Source organism: Gryllotalpicola daejeonensis (assembly GCF_039538145.1).
GTDB classification, from domain to species: domain Bacteria; phylum Actinomycetota; class Actinomycetes; order Actinomycetales; family Microbacteriaceae; genus Gryllotalpicola; species Gryllotalpicola daejeonensis.
Genome location: NZ_BAABBV010000002.1, coordinates 65345 through 80021 on the forward strand (window position 1 = coordinate 65345; position 14677 = coordinate 80021).

The following is a 14677-nucleotide window of genomic DNA, read 5'->3' on the forward strand; positions in this document are numbered from 1 at the left end:
GGCGGAGAGGAGAACGTCACGTGAGCTCACTCGCTGTCGTGATCCCCGCACTGAACGACGCCGAGATGCTGCAGCACGCGCTCGAGGCGCTGGCTGCGCAGACGCGGCCGGTGGATGACATCGTGGTCGTCGACAACGGCAGTACGGATGCCACGGCCGAGGTCGCCCGCAGGGGCGGCGCCCGCGTCCTGTTCCAGCCGCAGCGCGGAATCATGTCGGCGTCTGCGACGGGGTACGACGCCGTGCACACCGATCTCATCGCGCGCATCGACGCCGACTCGCGCCCCCCGGCGGATTGGGCTGCGCGCGTCGTCGCCGAGCTCGATGCGTCTCCCGCGGTCGGAGTTCTCACGGGCCCTGGCTCGTTCTACGGACCGCACCGGTGGGCCAACTGGCTCGGCGAGCATCTCTACATTCCCGCGTACTTCCACATCGTCGGCCCCTGGCTCGGCGGCCCGCCGATCTTCGGGTCGAACTTCGTCATGCGGGCCTCGGTGTGGAACGAGGTGCGCGGGCTCGTGCACCGTGATGACCCGCGCCTGCACGACGACCTCGACCTCGCGCTGCACCTGCCGCTCGACGTCGTCGTGCGCTACGACGAGACGCTGCGCGTCGGCGTCTCGGCCCGGCCGCTGGAGAGCTGGGGCGGCCTCGGTCGGCGGCTCGGCTGGGCGTACCGCACCTTCGCGGCGCACTGGCCCGAGGCATCCCCCTGGGCTCGCCGCGCGGCTCGTCGCAATTGGGTGTCGCGCGCCGTCACGCCCGCGGAGGCCACAGACCCCGACACGGCCGCGCAGCGGCCGGACGAGCTCAGCGCGCGCTGAGCTTCTCGCTGGTGCGGAACAGTTGCACCATGTCGAGCGCGAGCTGGTGCGGTGTCGTCTCGCACGGGCTGTGCCCCGTGGCATAGACCGCCACCGATGCGCCGATGCGCTTCGCGAAGCGGCGGTACAGCTTGGCGCGCCACAGGTCGTGCTCCCCCGCGACCACGAGCTTCGGGATGGCCGAGTCGCGCAGCTCCTGATAGAGGTTCGGCGTCGTCATCATCAGACCGACGATGCCGTCGACGCTTTCGCGCCGGGTGTGGTCGAGCCGCGCATTGGCGAACTTCAGGCGCTCTGGTGTGACCTTGCTGAAGTTGGTGCGCACGTTCCAGATCATCACGCCGCCGAAGTTGTGCTTCGTGAAGAACGGCAGGCGCGTGAGCCAGCCGACGGTACGGATGCCGCGGAACACCTGGCCCGTCAGCGGCGGCGTCGCCAGCAGCGTGAGGGTGCGGACGAGCTCGGGTCGCTGCACGGCGACCAACTGCGCCACGATGCCTGCGAACGAGAACCCCAGCAGGTGCACCGGCGTGGTGCCGGCCTCGATGAACGCGACCATGTCTTTGACGAACAGCTCGTAGCTCCAGCCGTCGTCACCGGCGGGGCCCGCGTCTGCCGACTCGTACTGGCCGGGCAGGTCGTAGCTCTGCACGAAGTAGCCCTCGTCGGCGAGGATCGGCGCGAGGAGCGCGAAGTCCTCTTTCGAGCCGGTGATGCCGGGCACCATGACCACGCGCTCGTTCGCCGGGTCGCCGAGATCCCAGGCCGCGAGGGAGCCGCTCGGGGCTTCGAAGCGGTACGTCCGGGTGCCCTTCGGCGCGACGGACCAGTCGATCGGCGGCAGTGCCTCATCGAGCCCGTAGGCGTGCTCGGCGGTGGTGGGAAGCGTCATGCGAGTTGCTCCGCGCGTCGGAATGTCGTGATCATGTCCAGCGCGAGTTGGTTGGGAGTCGTCTCGCACGGGCTGTGACCCGTGCGGTAGACAGCGAGTTCTGCTCCGATCCTATCCGCGTACTCAGCATGCAGCCGGACGGGCCACAGGTCGTGCTGCCCGGTGGCGACCAGGATCGGGATGCCTGCAGCGGCGACCGCCGCAGTGACATCCGGCGTCGCCATCATGAGGCTGATGATGTCGTCGACGCTCTCACGCCTGGTCACCTCGAGGCGCGCGCGCACGAAGGCGAGGCGGCGCTCGTCGACGGCATTCTTGTTGGTCTGGATGCCCCACAGCATCAACCCTGCCCCGAGGTGCGCGGTCGCGAAGCGCGCGAGCGGCCCGATGATCTTGATGCCGCGGAACACGTTGCCGGTCAGTGGCGGAGCTGTGAGCAGGGTGAGGCTCAGGAATAGCTCCGGTCGTTCGACCAGGGCGAGCTGCGCGACGATGCCCGCGAACGAGTACCCGAGCACGTGTGCTGGGCCGCCCGCCTCGAGGAAGGCGATGAAGTCGGCGAGGTAGAGGTCGTAGTCCCAGCGTCCGGTCGTGCGCGACGGGCCGGCGGCAGCGGACTCGTACTGGCCCGCGAGGTCGTAGGCCTGCACGAAGTACCCGGCCTCGACGAGCGGAGGGGCGAGCAGCAGGAAGTCCTCTTTAGAACCGGTGGCGCCCGGCACGAGCACGACGCGGGGGTTCACGGGGTCGCCGATCGACCAGGCGGCGAGGATGCCACTGGGAGCCTCGAAGCGGAACGCGGTAGCACGCGGGTCGGGCTCGGCCCAGTCGATGGGTTGCAGGGATGCGTCGAGCCGGGCCGCTTCAGCCCGCGTGTCGACCGCCGTCTGCATAGCTCTTATTGTGCTCTTCCTCACGAATCCGCCTGTTCACCGTGCCGCACCGGGGAAACCGAGCCCGTTGCACGGGTATTCCGACCGCCATGCCAAGTCTGGCCGGGGTGCGACGGGTCGCACTACCTGGCGACCGGTCCTCCGGGTGGCGCCGCTCCGGGTGGTGCTCCGGCGTGCTGGTTGAGTTTGGCGGCTGTGCCGTTGCCGGCGGGTGTCCAGTCGATGACCCGCCCGCCGTGGGCGTAGCGGGTTTCGGGGGTGCCGGTGATGATCCGGATCCGCCACGGTCCGGTGTCGATTTCGTGGTGGTGGAACCAGCACAGCAGGACGCCGTTGTCGAGGTCGGTGTTGCCGCCGTCCTTGAAGCTGATCACGTGGTGCACCTCGCACCACTGCGCGGGCACCGTGCACCCCGGGATCAGACAGGTGCCGCCGTCCCGCAGGGCGATCGCGCGCCTTTGGCGGCGGGTGAACCCGCGCACGCTGCGGCCGAGCCGCAGCACCTGCCCGTCCTCGTCGAAGATCACCGTCTGGATCCCGCCCGCGCACGCGGCCTGCTCGGCCTCAGCCACAGGCACGGGTTCGGGGGTGCCGGCGTAGAACGCCAACCCCTCACCCGACTGCAGCTCTTTGACGGTGGTGGAGATCCACACGGTGGGGTGGTCCCCGCCCATCTCCGGCACCTCGGCGGAGGGGGCCTGGGCGGCGAACACGTCCCGCAGCAGGTCGGCGTTCACCTGCCCGCGCGTGCGCCCATCAGCAGGTGCCCGCCCATCACCCGGCGTCAGCTCGTCGGACGGGGTGAAGGTGACGGTCTTCTTCCCTTTCGGGTTGACGAACGCGTCCAGCACCCCGCGGATGACGGCGGCGTGCCCGGCCGGCAGCAGGCCGGACACCTTCGCCACCCCATCCACCGTGGGGCTGATCCAGAAGAACCGCTCCGCCATCGCCTTCGCCGCCTGGTCTTCGACGACCCGAACGTCCAACAGCGCGGCCTTCTCCGCCGCCTTAGCTTTCACCTCATCCGCCCCGGCCGTGGTCGCGAGCTCCACAAGCTCCGCCTCCACCAGCGAGAGTTCAGCGGCATCCGCGCGGCCGAGGTCTTTCCCGGCCGCCTTCTGCAGCTCGCCGGTGATCGCCGCGGCCGCCTCCCGCCCGATCCGCCCGTCCAACACGGCGGCCTCGACAGTGGGAAGCTTCTTCAACTCCGTCGCCTGCGCGACGAGCTTCTGAGCCTCCTTGCCCGAGGACTTCGTGATCCCCTGCAAAGCCCCGGCGGCGGTCTTGAACCCCAACCGCCTCGCCAGGGAATCCGGCGCCTCGGGGTCCGAGCGATGCTGCACCTCCCCGGCGACCGCCAGCTCCACCGCATCCAGGTGTCGGCGGACGGCGGCAAGATCCTCCGCAAGCCGTACCAGCTGCCCATCCGTCAACGCGGCAGGGTCAACAGGCAGCGCGCCCGCCAGGCGCGCAAGCGCCCCGCACGCGGCAGACCCGACCTTCGACATGCCCCGAGTCTACCGAACACAACTTCGAATTGGAAGACGCAGTTACGAATACCTATTCACATGTGACCCGAGCACGCCGACTTCTCCACACGCCCGCGCACCCAGGCATCCGCCCGCAGAATCACGCTAAATCGAGCCACCGACACCGCCCTCACCCGGCATCAGCCCCGGGCCACCCATCAGTCGCCGGCTGGCGCACCCGACAGCCGCTCGGGCGACAGCTCGAGAGTCACCTGCTCGCGCGTCATGAGTCCGGACTCAACGACGAGATCGGCGATGCTGCGGCCCGTGAGCAGCGCCGTCTTGGCCAGCGCTGCGGATGCCTGGTAGCCGATGAACGGCGTCAGTGCGGTCACGACACTGACGCTCGAGCCGACCATGCCCGCGAGCCGCTGCTCGTTCGCGACGATGCCCTCGACGCAGTTCACGCGCAGGGTGAGGAACGCCTGGCGCATCCAGGTGATCGACTGCAGCAGTGAGTGCGCAATCACCGGCTCGAACGCGTTCAGCTGCAGCTGGCCCGCCTCGACCGCCATCGTGACGGTCGTGTCGGCGCCGACGACGGAGAAGGCGACCTGGTTGACCGCCTCGGGAATGACCGGGTTCACCTTGCCGGGCATGATGCTCGAGCCGGCCTGCTTCGGCGGCAGACTGATCTCGCCGAAGCCGGCCTGCGGCCCCGACGACAGCAGGCGCAGGTCGTTGCAGATCTTCGACAGCTTGACCGCCGCGCGCTTCAGTGCCGACGAGAAGGTCATGAACACGCCCGTGTCGCTCGTCGCCTCGATCAGATCGCCCGCGGTGGTAAGCTCGAGCTCGGTGATCTCGGAGAGATGGCGGCGCACCGCTGCCGCGTACCGCGGGTCGGCGTTGATGCCCGTGCCGATCGCGGTCGCGCCGAGGTTGATCTCCGACAGCAGCGGCAGGGTGTCGGTGATGCGGTCGATGTCCTCCGACATCGTGGTGGCCCAGCCGTGGAACTCCTGCCCGAGGGTGAGCGGGACGGCGTCCTGCAGCTGCGTTCGCCCGATCTTGAGGATGTGCGCGAATTCCACTCCCTTGGCCGCGAAGGCGTCGCGCAGCATCCGCATCTCGCCCAGCATGCTCGAGAGGGAATACATCATCGCGATCTTGATCGCCGTCGGGTAGACGTCGTTGGTCGACTGGCTGCGGTTGACGTCATCGAGCGGGCTCAGGAAGGCGTACTCACCCTTCGCGTGGCCTCCGAGTTCGAGGGCGCGGTTCGCGATGACCTCGTTCGCGTTCATGTTGGTCGACGTGCCCGCCCCGCCCTGGATGACGCCCACGATGAACTGATCGTGCAAACGCCCGCCGATCACCTCGGCGCACGCCGCATCGATCAGAGCCGCCTTGTCGGGCGCGAGTACGCCCAGTTCGAGGTTGGCTCGAGCGGCGGCCTGCTTCACAGACGCCAACGCGACGACGAGCTCGGGGTAGACCGAGATCTGCCGCTTGCTGATCGGGAAGTTGTCGACGGCTCGGGCGGTGTGAATGCCCCAATATGCCTCGTCGGGTATCTGGCGCTCGCCCAGCGAGTCTGTCTCGGTACGCACCAGACCACCCTGCCCCCGCTAGCTGATTTTGCCCAGCACCTTTCTGATCAGCCGCTCGCGTGCCGGTGTGTACGGCGGGGCGATGAGCTGGATCGTGTCCGGCTTCAGCGGCTTGGTCAGCACCGCCTTCTCGTGGCTGAACACCTCGAGCGAACGCCGGCCGTGGTAAGCGCCGGACCCGCTCGGGCCGACGCCGCCGAACGGCAGCCCGTGCACGCCGATGTGCCCGAGGGGGATGCCGAACCCGATCGCCCCCGAGGACGTCTCGGTGAGGAACCGACGGCGCGTGCGGGCATCCTCGCTGAAGACGTACAGCGCGAGCGGCTTGTCGTTGGCGTTGATGTAGCGAATTGCGTCGTCGAGACCGTCGACCGTGACGAAGGGCAGGATCGGGCCGAAGATCTCCTCGCGCATGACCGGCGCGTCGCGCGGCACGTCGGCGAGCACCGTCGGCGCGAGGTAGCGCTCAGAGGCATCCGTCTGGCCGCCCGTCACCACGGTGCCTGCGCCGAGCAGTCCGGTCAGGCGCGAGAAGTGCCGATCGTTGATCACGCGCCCGAAGTCAGGACTCCGCTGGGGGTCAGCGCCGAAGTAGCGCTCGATCCACTTGGCGACGAGCGGCCCGAGCTTGCGCTGCACGGCGGCAGTCGCCAGCACGTAGTCGGGGGCGATGCACGTCTGACCGGCGTTCAGGAACCTCCCCCACGCGATGCGCGCAGCTGCGGCATCCAGATCGACGGTGTCATCGACGTAGGTGGGCGACTTTCCGCCCAGTTCGAGCGTCACCGTCGTCAGGTTCTTGGCCGCGGCCTCGAGCACGATGCGGCCCACCGCGCCGTTACCCGTGTAGAAGATGTGGTCGAGCCTCTGCGCGAGCAATTCGGTGGTCTCCGGCACCCCGCCCTCGACGACGACCACGGCCGAGGGGTCGAGGTAACGGGGCACGAGCTCGGCCAGCACGCGCGCGGTCGCCGGGGCGAGCTCGCTCGGCTTCAGCACTACCGCGTTCCCCGCGGCGAGCGCGCCGATCGCGGGCGCAAGAGTCAGCTGCACGGGGTAGTTCCACGGCGCGATCACGGCGACGACGCCGAGTGGTTCGAGCACGGTCTTCGCGGTGGCCGGCAGCAGCGCGGCAGGAGCCGCGACTCGAGTCGGCCGCAACCAACGGCGCAGGTGCTTCTGCACCGAGTTGAGCTCAGAAAGCGTGAACCCGATCTCTGAGTACTGCGCCTCGGCCGGCGCCTTGTGCAGGTCGGCCCAGAGCGCCTGCTCGAGCGCCGGGCCGTTCTCGGTGAGCAGCGCGCCGAGCGCCTTGAGCTGCGCGAGGCGCCAGGCGAGCGGCTTGGTGCGGCCCGTCTCATAGCTCGCGCGCAGGCGCGCGACCGTATCGGCGACGGATGCCTGACCGGCGCCACGCGCCACAGAAGTGCTCGTCATGCGCGCCAGCCTAGCCTTACTGACCTGTTGTCAATAGGAGGTCCTGGCGGGAGCGCAGGCCTAGATCCGGTACGAACGCCGCGGTCAGGCGCGGCCCCTCCGGGCTGTTCGGCTCGAGCCGCCACAGCCACCGGAACGGTGTGCCGGTGAGTTGCAGGTGGAGTTCGAGGACGCCCGCGCTCCACCCCGCGCGCGCCGCGCACGGCACGTCGGTCAGCGACTCGAGCGGCGACGAGGTGCGCCCCGCAACCCACTCGCGGCGGCCCGCGACGATCTGCTGTGCGCCCGCGGCGCTCGCGAACTGGAAGGTGATCGTGTCGTCATCGAACGCGAGCGAGAGGCTTTCGATGCCGGCCTCGTTGGCAGGCAGGCTGAAGACGCGCCCCGTCAGCGACCGCTCAGCCGTGGCATCCGCCGCCTCGATCTTCGGCTGGGGCACGTGCCGGCCCCCCACCTCGAACAGCTCGCCGTCGGCATCGCCCGTGACCACGTAGCCCGGCTGGACACCGGGCAGCAGCTCCGTCCAGATCGCCTCGAGAATGCGGTTGGCGTCGGCGGACCCCGACGTCGTGGCGACGACGAGATCGAGTTCCGGAATGACGACGGCGAACTGGCCGCACATGCCGTCTGCGCGGAAGCCGTGCGTCGATCGCCACAGCTGGAACCCGTAGCCGAGGCGGGACTCGTGGCTCTCGAACCACGGGTTGCGCGTCTGGCTGGCGCTGGCCTGGTCCACCCACTCGGCCGGCACGAGCTGCGCGCCGTCCCACCGGCCGCGCTGCAGCAGCAGCTGGCCGAACTGCGCGAGCTGTCTCGTCGTGAGCTTGAGCCCTGTGCCGCCGTGCTCGATGCCGCGCGCGTCGCGCTCCCAGTGCGGAGTCGGCCACTCGAGGGGAACGAACAGACGGTCTTCCAGGAACTCTGTCAGGCTCACGCCCGCGCGGCGCACCACTGCCGCGGCGAGCACGTAGCTGCAGGCCGTGCTGTAGACGAAGTGGCTGCCAGGGGCACTCGTCACGGGCGACTCGAAGAACAGCTCGACCCAGTCACGCTCGGGCAGCGCCATGAACACGCCCCACAGATCGTCGGGGTGGCCGCTCGTCATCGTCAGCAGATGCCGCACCGTCTGCCCGGGGATCTCGCGGAACTCGGGGAAGATGTCGTGCGTCGGCTCGTCGAGCGCGAGCAGGCCCTCGTCGATCGCGAGCCCCACCGCCATCGAGGTGAACGCCTTGCTGACGGAGAACATCATGTGCGGCTCGTCGGGCCGGTACGGGTGCCACCACCCCTCGGCCGCGACGCGACCGTGGCGCATCACCACCAGGCCGTGAACGCCGAGGCCGCGCGTGTCTGACGCGTCGGCGAATGCCGTGATCGCCGCCGGGTCGATGCCAAGGGATGCCGGACTCGAATGCTCCATCGCCATGGGTTCGACGTTACCCGCCCGCTACCGACAAGATTGCTCTCATGCCACAGCAGCCGCCTGCCCCGAGTCGACTCACCTGGTCCCTGCACGGCGACGGGAAGACCATCGCACCGCACGCCATCGTCGGCCCCGGCGAGCGGCTGAGCTGGCCCCGCACCATCGGCATCGGCGCACAGCACGTCGTCGCCATGTTCGGCGCGACATTCCTCGTTCCGGTGCTCACCGGCTTCCCGCCGGCGACCACCCTGCTGTTCTCCGGCATCGGAACGCTGCTGTTCCTGCTGATCACGAAGAACCGACTGCCCAGCTACCTCGGCTCCTCGTTCGCGTTCCTCGCGCCGATCGCCGCCGCGATGGGCGCGAAGTACGAGCACGCCGACCACTTGCCCGCCGCCCTCTTCGGCATCGTCGCGGTGGGTGTGCTGCTCGCGATCATCGGCCTGCTCGTCATCATCACCGGCACCGCGTGGATCGACGCACTCATGCCGCCTGTCGTCGCCGGCGCGATCGTCGCGCTGATCGGCTTCAACCTCGCACCGACGGCCGGTGGCAACTTCACGCAGGCGCCGCTCACCGCCGGAATCACGCTCGCGGCGATCATCCTGATCGCCGTGGTCTTCCGCGGCCTGCTCGGCCGCCTCTCGATCTTCCTCGGCGTGGTCGTCGGCTGGATCGCGGCCGCGATTCAGGGACAGGTGGATTTCTCGGCTGTCGGCAAGGCGGCGTGGTTCGGGCTTCCCCAGTTCCACCTGCCGGCGAATCCGTTCAGCGATGCCCTGCCCACGTGGGGCCTGCTGCCCGCGTTCCTGCCGATCGTGCTCGCTCTGATCGCTGAGAACGTCGGGCACATCCGCGGCGTGGCCGCCATGTCGGGGCATCCGGAACTCAACCGGCTGACCGGCCGCGCGCTGTTCGCCGACGGCCTGTCGACCGTCATCGCCGGCATGTTCGGCGGGTCGGGCACGACCACCTACGGCGAGAACATCGGCACCATGGCGGCGACGCGCGTCTATTCGACGGCGGCCTACTGGGTGGCCGGCGTCATCGCGATCACCCTCGGCCTCTGCCCCAAGATCGGCGCGATCATCTTCTCGATCCCCGCCGGGGTCCTCGGCGGCGCGACGATCGCGCTCTACGGACTGATCGGCGTCATCGGCATCAAGATCTGGATCGACAACAAGGTCGACTTCGCGCGCCCGCGCAACCAGTTCACCGCGGCGATCGCCCTGGTCATCGGCATCGCGAACGTCACCCTGACGCTCGGGAAGGTGCAGATCACCGGAATCGCCTTCGGCGCCATCGCGGCCGTCGTCATCTACCACGTCATGACCTGGATCGGAACGCGGCGCGGAACCGCGTGAAGATCCAGATCGCCCGAAAGCGCGCTCCCGTAACATCTGGCCTGTGACCAACGACGCCGCCCGCCCCACCGCGCGGGAGTGGTTCCTGACCGGCATGACCGACATCCGCGGCACGCAGGTCGGGCCGCATTCCGCGGAGGCCGAGAAGCCGGCGTCGTGGTGGCGGGTCATGTGCCTCACCGGCCTCGACTACTTCTCGACGCTCGGTTACCAGCCGGCGATCGCGGCGCTCGCGGCCGGTCTGATCGCGCCGTTCGCGACGGTCGTGCTCGTGCTGCTCACCCTGTGCTGCGCCCTGCCGGTCTATCGCCGGGTGGCCCGCGAGAGCTTCAAGGGCTCCGGATCGATCGCCATGCTCGAGCGCACCCTGCCCTACTGGTGGGGAAAGCTGCTCGTGCTTGCACTGCTCGGCTTCGCGGCGACCGACTTCATGATCACGATGACGCTCTCGGCGGCCGACGCCACCGCCCACGCCATCGAGAACCCGCTTACGCCGACGTGGATGTCGGGCACCGGCTGGCAGATCGGCATCACGCTGTTCCTGCTCGCGATCCTCTCGGCGGTCTTCCTGCGCGGGTTCCGCGAGGCGATCGGCATCGCCGTGGTGCTCGTCGCGGCCTACCTGCTGCTGAACGCGGTCGTCGTGATCGTCGCATTCGCGCACATCGCCGATCATCCGGTGCTGGTCGACGACTGGTGGTCGGCCATGTTCCGCCAGAACGGCAACTGGGCCCAGATCATCGGGATCTCGCTGCTGGTCTTCCCGAAGCTCGCCCTCGGCATGTCGGGCTTCGAGACGGGCGTCGCCGTCATGCCGCAGATCAAAGGCGGCCCGCACGACACGGCGAAGCTGCCGATGGGGCGCATCCGCGGCACGCGGCGCCTGCTCGGCACCGCCGCGGCCATCATGAGCGTGTTCCTGATCACCTCGAGCATCACGACGACCCTGCTGATCCCGCAGAAGGAGTTCCAGGCGGGCGGTCAGGCCAACGGCCGCGCCCTCGCCTATCTCGCCCACGAGTACCTCGGGCCTGCCTTCGGCTCGGTCTATGACGTCTCGACGATCGCGATCCTGTGGTTCGCCGGGGCCTCGGCCATGGCCGGCCTGCTGAACCTGGTCCCCCGATATTTGCCGCGTTACGGCATGGCACCGCAGTGGGCGAGCGCGGTGCGCCCGCTCGTGGTCGTGTTCGGACTCATCGCCTTCCTGATCACGATCGTCTTCCGCGCGAACGTCGACGCGCAGGGCGGCGCCTACGCGACCGGCGTGCTGGTGCTGATGTGCTCCGCCGCCTTCGCCGTCACCGTCTCCGCGTTCCGGCGCCGTCAGCGCAAGCGCGTCTGGGCGTTCGGCTTCGTCACCGTCGCCTTCCTCTACTCGACCGTCGTGAACGTCATCGAGCGGCCGGACGGCGTGCGCATCGCCGCACTGTTCATCCTCGCGATCCTGATCATCTCGCTGGCCTCGCGCGCGAAGCGCTCGTTCGAGCTGCGCGCGTCGTCGGTGACCTTCGACCCGGTCGCCGAGGCGTGGCTGCAAGAGGATGCCGAGGACGAGTCCGGCGTCATCCGCATCGTGGCGCACGAGCCGGGCCCCGACACGAGGGACGAGTACAGCGACAAGAGCAGGTCAGAGCGCTACTTCAGCCACATCCCGCAGGGGGCCAGGCTGCTGTTCATCGAGGTGCTGCCGAAGCCGCGCACCAAAGAGGACTCCTCCGACTTCGTCGAGGATCTCGAGGTGAAGGGCGTCGAGAAACACGGCTACCGCATCCTGCGGGTCGAGTCGATCTCGATTCCCAACGCGATCGCCGCGGTGCTGCTCGAGATCCGCGACCAGACCGGCATCGTGCCGAGCATCTATTTCCAGTGGAACGAGGGCAACCCGATCTCCAACATGGCGCGGTTCCTGCTCGACGGCACGGGCGAGATCGCCCCGGTGACGCGCGAGGTGCTGCGCGAGGCCGAGAAGAACCCTAAGCGCCGGCCGATCGTGCACGTGAGCTGACCTGGGCGATGAAGTTCTGCAGGCGCTCGTACACCTCTGCTGATTCCGGATGCCCGGCATCCTGCTGCCACGTGTGCTCGGTGTTGCGTGAATCCCAGCCGTAGCTGACGAATTCGACGGGGATGCCCGCCCGCTCCGCCGCCTTCGCGAAGTTGACGTTGGCGTGATAGAAGATGTCGCGCTCGCTCGTCGTGACGAGCACGGGCGGGAAGTTCTCGTCGACCCATTCGATCGGGCTGAGCCACCGCGAGGCCCTCTGCAGCGAGGCCGGCTTCATGCGGTGCCGTCGGTAGCCCGGAAGAAGCATCCGTACGAAATCGTGGCTCATGATGAAGCCGGGCTCGAACACGACCGAGAAGTCGACGGCGCCGCAGTGCAGCACGAGCCCGCCGATCTCGTCGCGGGTGACGGCGGGCCGCAGCCGGAAGTGGGAGGCGAGCTCGGGGCGCGTCGTCGTCGCCGCCAGGAGCGCGGCGATCTGCGCGCCCGCAGAGTCGCCGCCGAGCACGATCGTGCTCGGGTCGCCGCCGTGCTCGGCGATGTGCGCTACGACCCAGCGCAACGCCTCGTTCGCGTCGTGCAGCATGTGGCGCATGCCGAAGCCGCCGCCGCGCAGCCCGGCGCGCCGGTAGTTGACGTTGACGACGACGATGCCGGTGGATGCCTGCACCGCGCAGTACTTCGTCAGGGCTGACTTGTCGCCGCTGGTCCAGCCGCCGCCGTGGAAGTAGACGTAGACCGGCAGCTTCTCGGTCGCCCCCGACTCGCGACGCGGGGTCAGCACGTCGAGCCGGTGGCCGTAATGGCGATCGCCGACGTAGTCGATGTCGAGCAGATAATCGACCGTCCGCACCGGAGTGGCGTTGAGTCTGCGCGACTGCAGCGGTGCGAACGGCAGCATCATCGCCGTCCACAGCCATGGCCCGACCGGGAACGGCGCCGAGCGGCTACCGGAGCGCCGCGACATCGATCAGCGCCAGAAGAGCGAGGGCGTAGGCGGTTTCCGCAGCTGCGGCGTCGAAGACGGCCTCGCCCGTGTCATCGTCACCACGGGTGGTGACGCGCCACCCGCCGTCGGGCAGCGTCGTCAGCGACCGGAACGAGGCGCCGAGGCGCTCGCGCAGCTGGTCCTCGCGGGGCAGCCAGAGCGCCTGCTCGAGCGCGACGGAGTCGAGGGCCCACTCGGTGGTGCCGTTGAAGCCCAGGATCGTTCCAGTGTCGAACTCGTGCGGTTCGACGGTCATATCCGAGACCGTGAAGGTCTCGTCCGAGGCGAATTCCGGGCCCTCTATGCGGAAGAAGTCGCCCGGAGCGGGATGCCATTCCAACCCGGCGTCCCGCAGCTGCCGGGCGAGTGAGCTCGCGATCACAGGCTCATTATTACGCCCGGAACCTGGAAGGAATGGATCTGGCACTCTCGGTGTTCGAGTGCTAATGTAAGTCACAGTTGAGTCGATGGGGCTCAACTTTGGGACTACTGAGTAAGGAGCTGATTCCTATGGCCATGAACTTCGACCCGTTCCGCGAGTTCGACCGCCTGGCGGGCTCGTTCCTCGACCGCCCCGCCGGTCCTCGGCTGATGCCGATGGACCTCTACAAGGACGGCGAGACCTACGTCCTGTCCGCTGATCTGCCCGGCATCGACCCGGGTTCGGTCGACATCGATGTCGACGGCCAGCTGCTGACCATCCGCGCCCAGCGCACCCTCGCCACCGGCGACGGCGTGAAGTGGCTGACGCGCGAGCGCCAGGGCGGCACCTTCCTGCGCCAGCTGAGCCTCGGCCAGGGCATCGACACCGAGAACATCACCGCCGACTACTCGAACGGCGTGCTCTCGATCACGATCCCGATGAGCGAGAAGGCCAAGCCGCGCAAGATCGCGGTGAACTCCCGCGCCGAGACCATCCAGCCGGCCGTCGAGAGCAGCCACGCAGAGGGCGCTCACGTCGAGACCGCCGACGCCTAACTCGCAGTGACGGAAAGACCCCGGTTCACCGGGGTCTTTTCTTATGCAGGCGGGATGCCCGGCAGCCACTACCCGAAGCCGACGGGGCCGAACCCCGCACGCTCGACCAGCACGCAGACCAGCGCCCGGTTGGCAGCGCCGAGCTTGAGGCGCGCCTGCTCGAGGTGGGTCTTGACCGTCGCCACCGACAGGTGGAGCTCGGCCCCGATCTGCTGGTTCGATGCGCCCGACGCGACGAGCACCGCGATGTCGCGCTCGCGCTCGGACAACGCCTCGAACCTCTCCCGCGCCTCCTGTCGGTGAGCCTCGCCGCGGCCGCTCACATAGCGGCGGATCAGCCGCGCCGTCGCCGCAGGCGAGACGAAGCCATCGCCGCGCGCCACCGTGCGCACGCCGTCGATCAGCTCGTGTGGCGGCTGGTCCTTCAGCAGGAATCCCATCGCACCAGCGACCAGCATCTGATCGACGATGTCATCGGTCGCGTAGCTCGTGATCGCGACGACGTTCGTCTGCACCTGCGCCAGCATCGTCTCGGTGGCCGCGGGACCGGCGACATGCGGCATCTGCACGTCCATCAGGACGACGTCGGGGCGGTGACGCCGAGCAGCCTCAACCGCCGCGGCGCCGTCGGGCGCCTGCGCGACGACCTCGAGGTCGGCCTGCGAGCTGAGGATCTCTGCCATGAAGCGGCGCGACATCGCATCGTCGTCGGCGATCAGCACGCGCCACGGTCGCGAGTCGGCGGGAAGGGGGTCAACACTCACGTCGCGAGCGTATCGACGGCCGCC

At 68.8% G+C, this 14677-nt stretch carries 13 protein-coding genes; 4 read left to right on the forward strand and 9 right to left on the reverse strand.

Annotation, left to right across the window (positions count from 1 at the left end; all coding sequences use genetic code 11):
• Window positions 1–20 precede the first annotated feature (20 nt).
• Window positions 21–824, forward strand: a complete 804-nt coding sequence (locus tag ABD736_RS13215) for a glycosyltransferase family 2 protein (protein WP_344792329.1) — start codon at window positions 21–23, stop codon at window positions 822–824.
• On the opposite strand, the gene ABD736_RS13220 is transcribed toward ABD736_RS13215, so the two are convergent.
• The 6 genes from ABD736_RS13220 to ABD736_RS13245 form a co-directional block, all read right to left on the reverse strand.
• Window positions 811–1716 carry an alpha/beta fold hydrolase gene (locus ABD736_RS13220; RefSeq protein WP_344792330.1) on the reverse strand — a complete coding sequence of 302 codons (906 nt, stop codon included), beginning with the start codon at window positions 1714–1716 and terminating at the stop codon, window positions 811–813. The two genes, ABD736_RS13215 and ABD736_RS13220, sit on opposite strands and share 14 nt — an antisense overlap.
• Window positions 1713–2609 carry an alpha/beta fold hydrolase gene (locus ABD736_RS13225; protein ID WP_344792331.1) on the reverse strand — a complete coding sequence of 299 codons (897 nt, stop codon included), beginning with the start codon at window positions 2607–2609 and terminating at the stop codon, window positions 1713–1715. The genes ABD736_RS13220 and ABD736_RS13225 overlap by 4 nt, the downstream gene beginning before the upstream one ends.
• Window positions 2610–2731: 122 nt before the next feature.
• Window positions 2732–4117 (reverse strand): HNH endonuclease signature motif containing protein, encoded by a 1386-nt coding sequence (locus ABD736_RS13230; protein ID WP_344792332.1) that lies wholly within the window; start codon window positions 4115–4117, stop codon window positions 2732–2734.
• Between the two features lie 179 nt (window positions 4118–4296).
• Window positions 4297–5691, reverse strand: coding sequence for an aspartate ammonia-lyase (locus tag ABD736_RS13235; RefSeq protein ID WP_344792333.1), 1395 nt, complete (start codon window positions 5689–5691; stop codon window positions 4297–4299).
• Window positions 5692–5709: 18 nt separating this feature from the next.
• Complete coding sequence (locus ABD736_RS13240; protein ID WP_344792334.1) at window positions 5710–7128, reverse strand: aldehyde dehydrogenase family protein; 1419 nt, start codon at window positions 7126–7128, stop codon at window positions 5710–5712.
• A 16-nt stretch (window positions 7129–7144) separates the two neighbouring features.
• Window positions 7145–8554 (reverse strand): serine hydrolase domain-containing protein, encoded by a 1410-nt coding sequence (locus tag ABD736_RS13245; RefSeq protein ID WP_344792335.1) that lies wholly within the window; start codon window positions 8552–8554, stop codon window positions 7145–7147.
• 41 nt (window positions 8555–8595) lie between these two features.
• Here ABD736_RS13245 and ABD736_RS13250 point away from each other — a divergent pair, with 41 nt between their 5' ends.
• Window positions 8596–9915 carry a uracil-xanthine permease family protein gene (locus tag ABD736_RS13250; protein WP_344792336.1) on the forward strand — a complete coding sequence of 440 codons (1320 nt, stop codon included), beginning with the start codon at window positions 8596–8598 and terminating at the stop codon, window positions 9913–9915.
• A 94-nt stretch (window positions 9916–10009) separates the two neighbouring features.
• Window positions 10010–11923 (forward strand): APC family permease, encoded by a 1914-nt coding sequence (locus ABD736_RS13255; protein WP_344792947.1) that lies wholly within the window; start codon window positions 10010–10012, stop codon window positions 11921–11923.
• Here ABD736_RS13255 and ABD736_RS13260 read toward each other — a convergent pair.
• A complete protein-coding gene (locus tag ABD736_RS13260) occupies window positions 11892–12890 on the reverse strand; it encodes an alpha/beta hydrolase (RefSeq protein WP_344792337.1) in 999 nt (332 codons plus the stop codon). The two genes, ABD736_RS13255 and ABD736_RS13260, sit on opposite strands and share 32 nt — an antisense overlap.
• A complete protein-coding gene (locus tag ABD736_RS13265; RefSeq protein ID WP_344792338.1) occupies window positions 12871–13293 on the reverse strand; it encodes a hypothetical protein in 423 nt (140 codons plus the stop codon). Before ABD736_RS13265 ends, ABD736_RS13260 begins: the two co-directional genes overlap by 20 nt.
• Before the next feature lie 128 nt (window positions 13294–13421).
• Between ABD736_RS13265 and ABD736_RS13270 the strand changes: the two genes are divergently transcribed.
• Window positions 13422–13889, forward strand: a complete 468-nt coding sequence (locus tag ABD736_RS13270; protein WP_344792339.1) for an Hsp20/alpha crystallin family protein — start codon at window positions 13422–13424, stop codon at window positions 13887–13889.
• A 68-nt stretch (window positions 13890–13957) separates the two neighbouring features.
• Here the strand turns inward: ABD736_RS13270 and ABD736_RS13275 are convergent, their stop codons facing one another.
• Window positions 13958–14653, reverse strand: coding sequence for a response regulator transcription factor (locus tag ABD736_RS13275; protein WP_344792340.1), 696 nt, complete (start codon window positions 14651–14653; stop codon window positions 13958–13960).
• Window positions 14654–14677: the final 24 nt, after the last annotated feature.

Excerpts from the sequence above, each read along its gene's own strand:
- ABD736_RS13230 (WP_344792332.1), bottom strand. The coding sequence starts at position 4,117 with ATGTCGAAGGTCGGGTCTGCCGCGTGCGGGGCGCTTGCGCGCCTGGCG.
- ABD736_RS13225 (WP_344792331.1), bottom strand. The coding sequence starts at position 2,609 with ATGCAGACGGCGGTCGACACGCGGGCTGAAGCGGCCCGGCTCGACGCA.
- ABD736_RS13220 (WP_344792330.1), bottom strand. The coding sequence starts at position 1,716 with ATGACGCTTCCCACCACCGCCGAGCACGCCTACGGGCTCGATGAGGCA.
- ABD736_RS13250 (WP_344792336.1), top strand. The coding sequence starts at position 8,596 with ATGCCACAGCAGCCGCCTGCCCCGAGTCGACTCACCTGGTCCCTGCAC.
- ABD736_RS13245 (WP_344792335.1), bottom strand. The coding sequence starts at position 8,554 with ATGGCGATGGAGCATTCGAGTCCGGCATCCCTTGGCATCGACCCGGCG.
- ABD736_RS13260 (WP_344792337.1), bottom strand. The coding sequence starts at position 12,890 with ATGTCGCGGCGCTCCGGTAGCCGCTCGGCGCCGTTCCCGGTCGGGCCA.
- ABD736_RS13240 (WP_344792334.1), bottom strand. The coding sequence starts at position 7,128 with ATGACGAGCACTTCTGTGGCGCGTGGCGCCGGTCAGGCATCCGTCGCC.
- ABD736_RS13270 (WP_344792339.1), top strand. The coding sequence starts at position 13,422 with ATGGCCATGAACTTCGACCCGTTCCGCGAGTTCGACCGCCTGGCGGGC.
- ABD736_RS13255 (WP_344792947.1), top strand. The coding sequence starts at position 10,010 with ATGACCGACATCCGCGGCACGCAGGTCGGGCCGCATTCCGCGGAGGCC.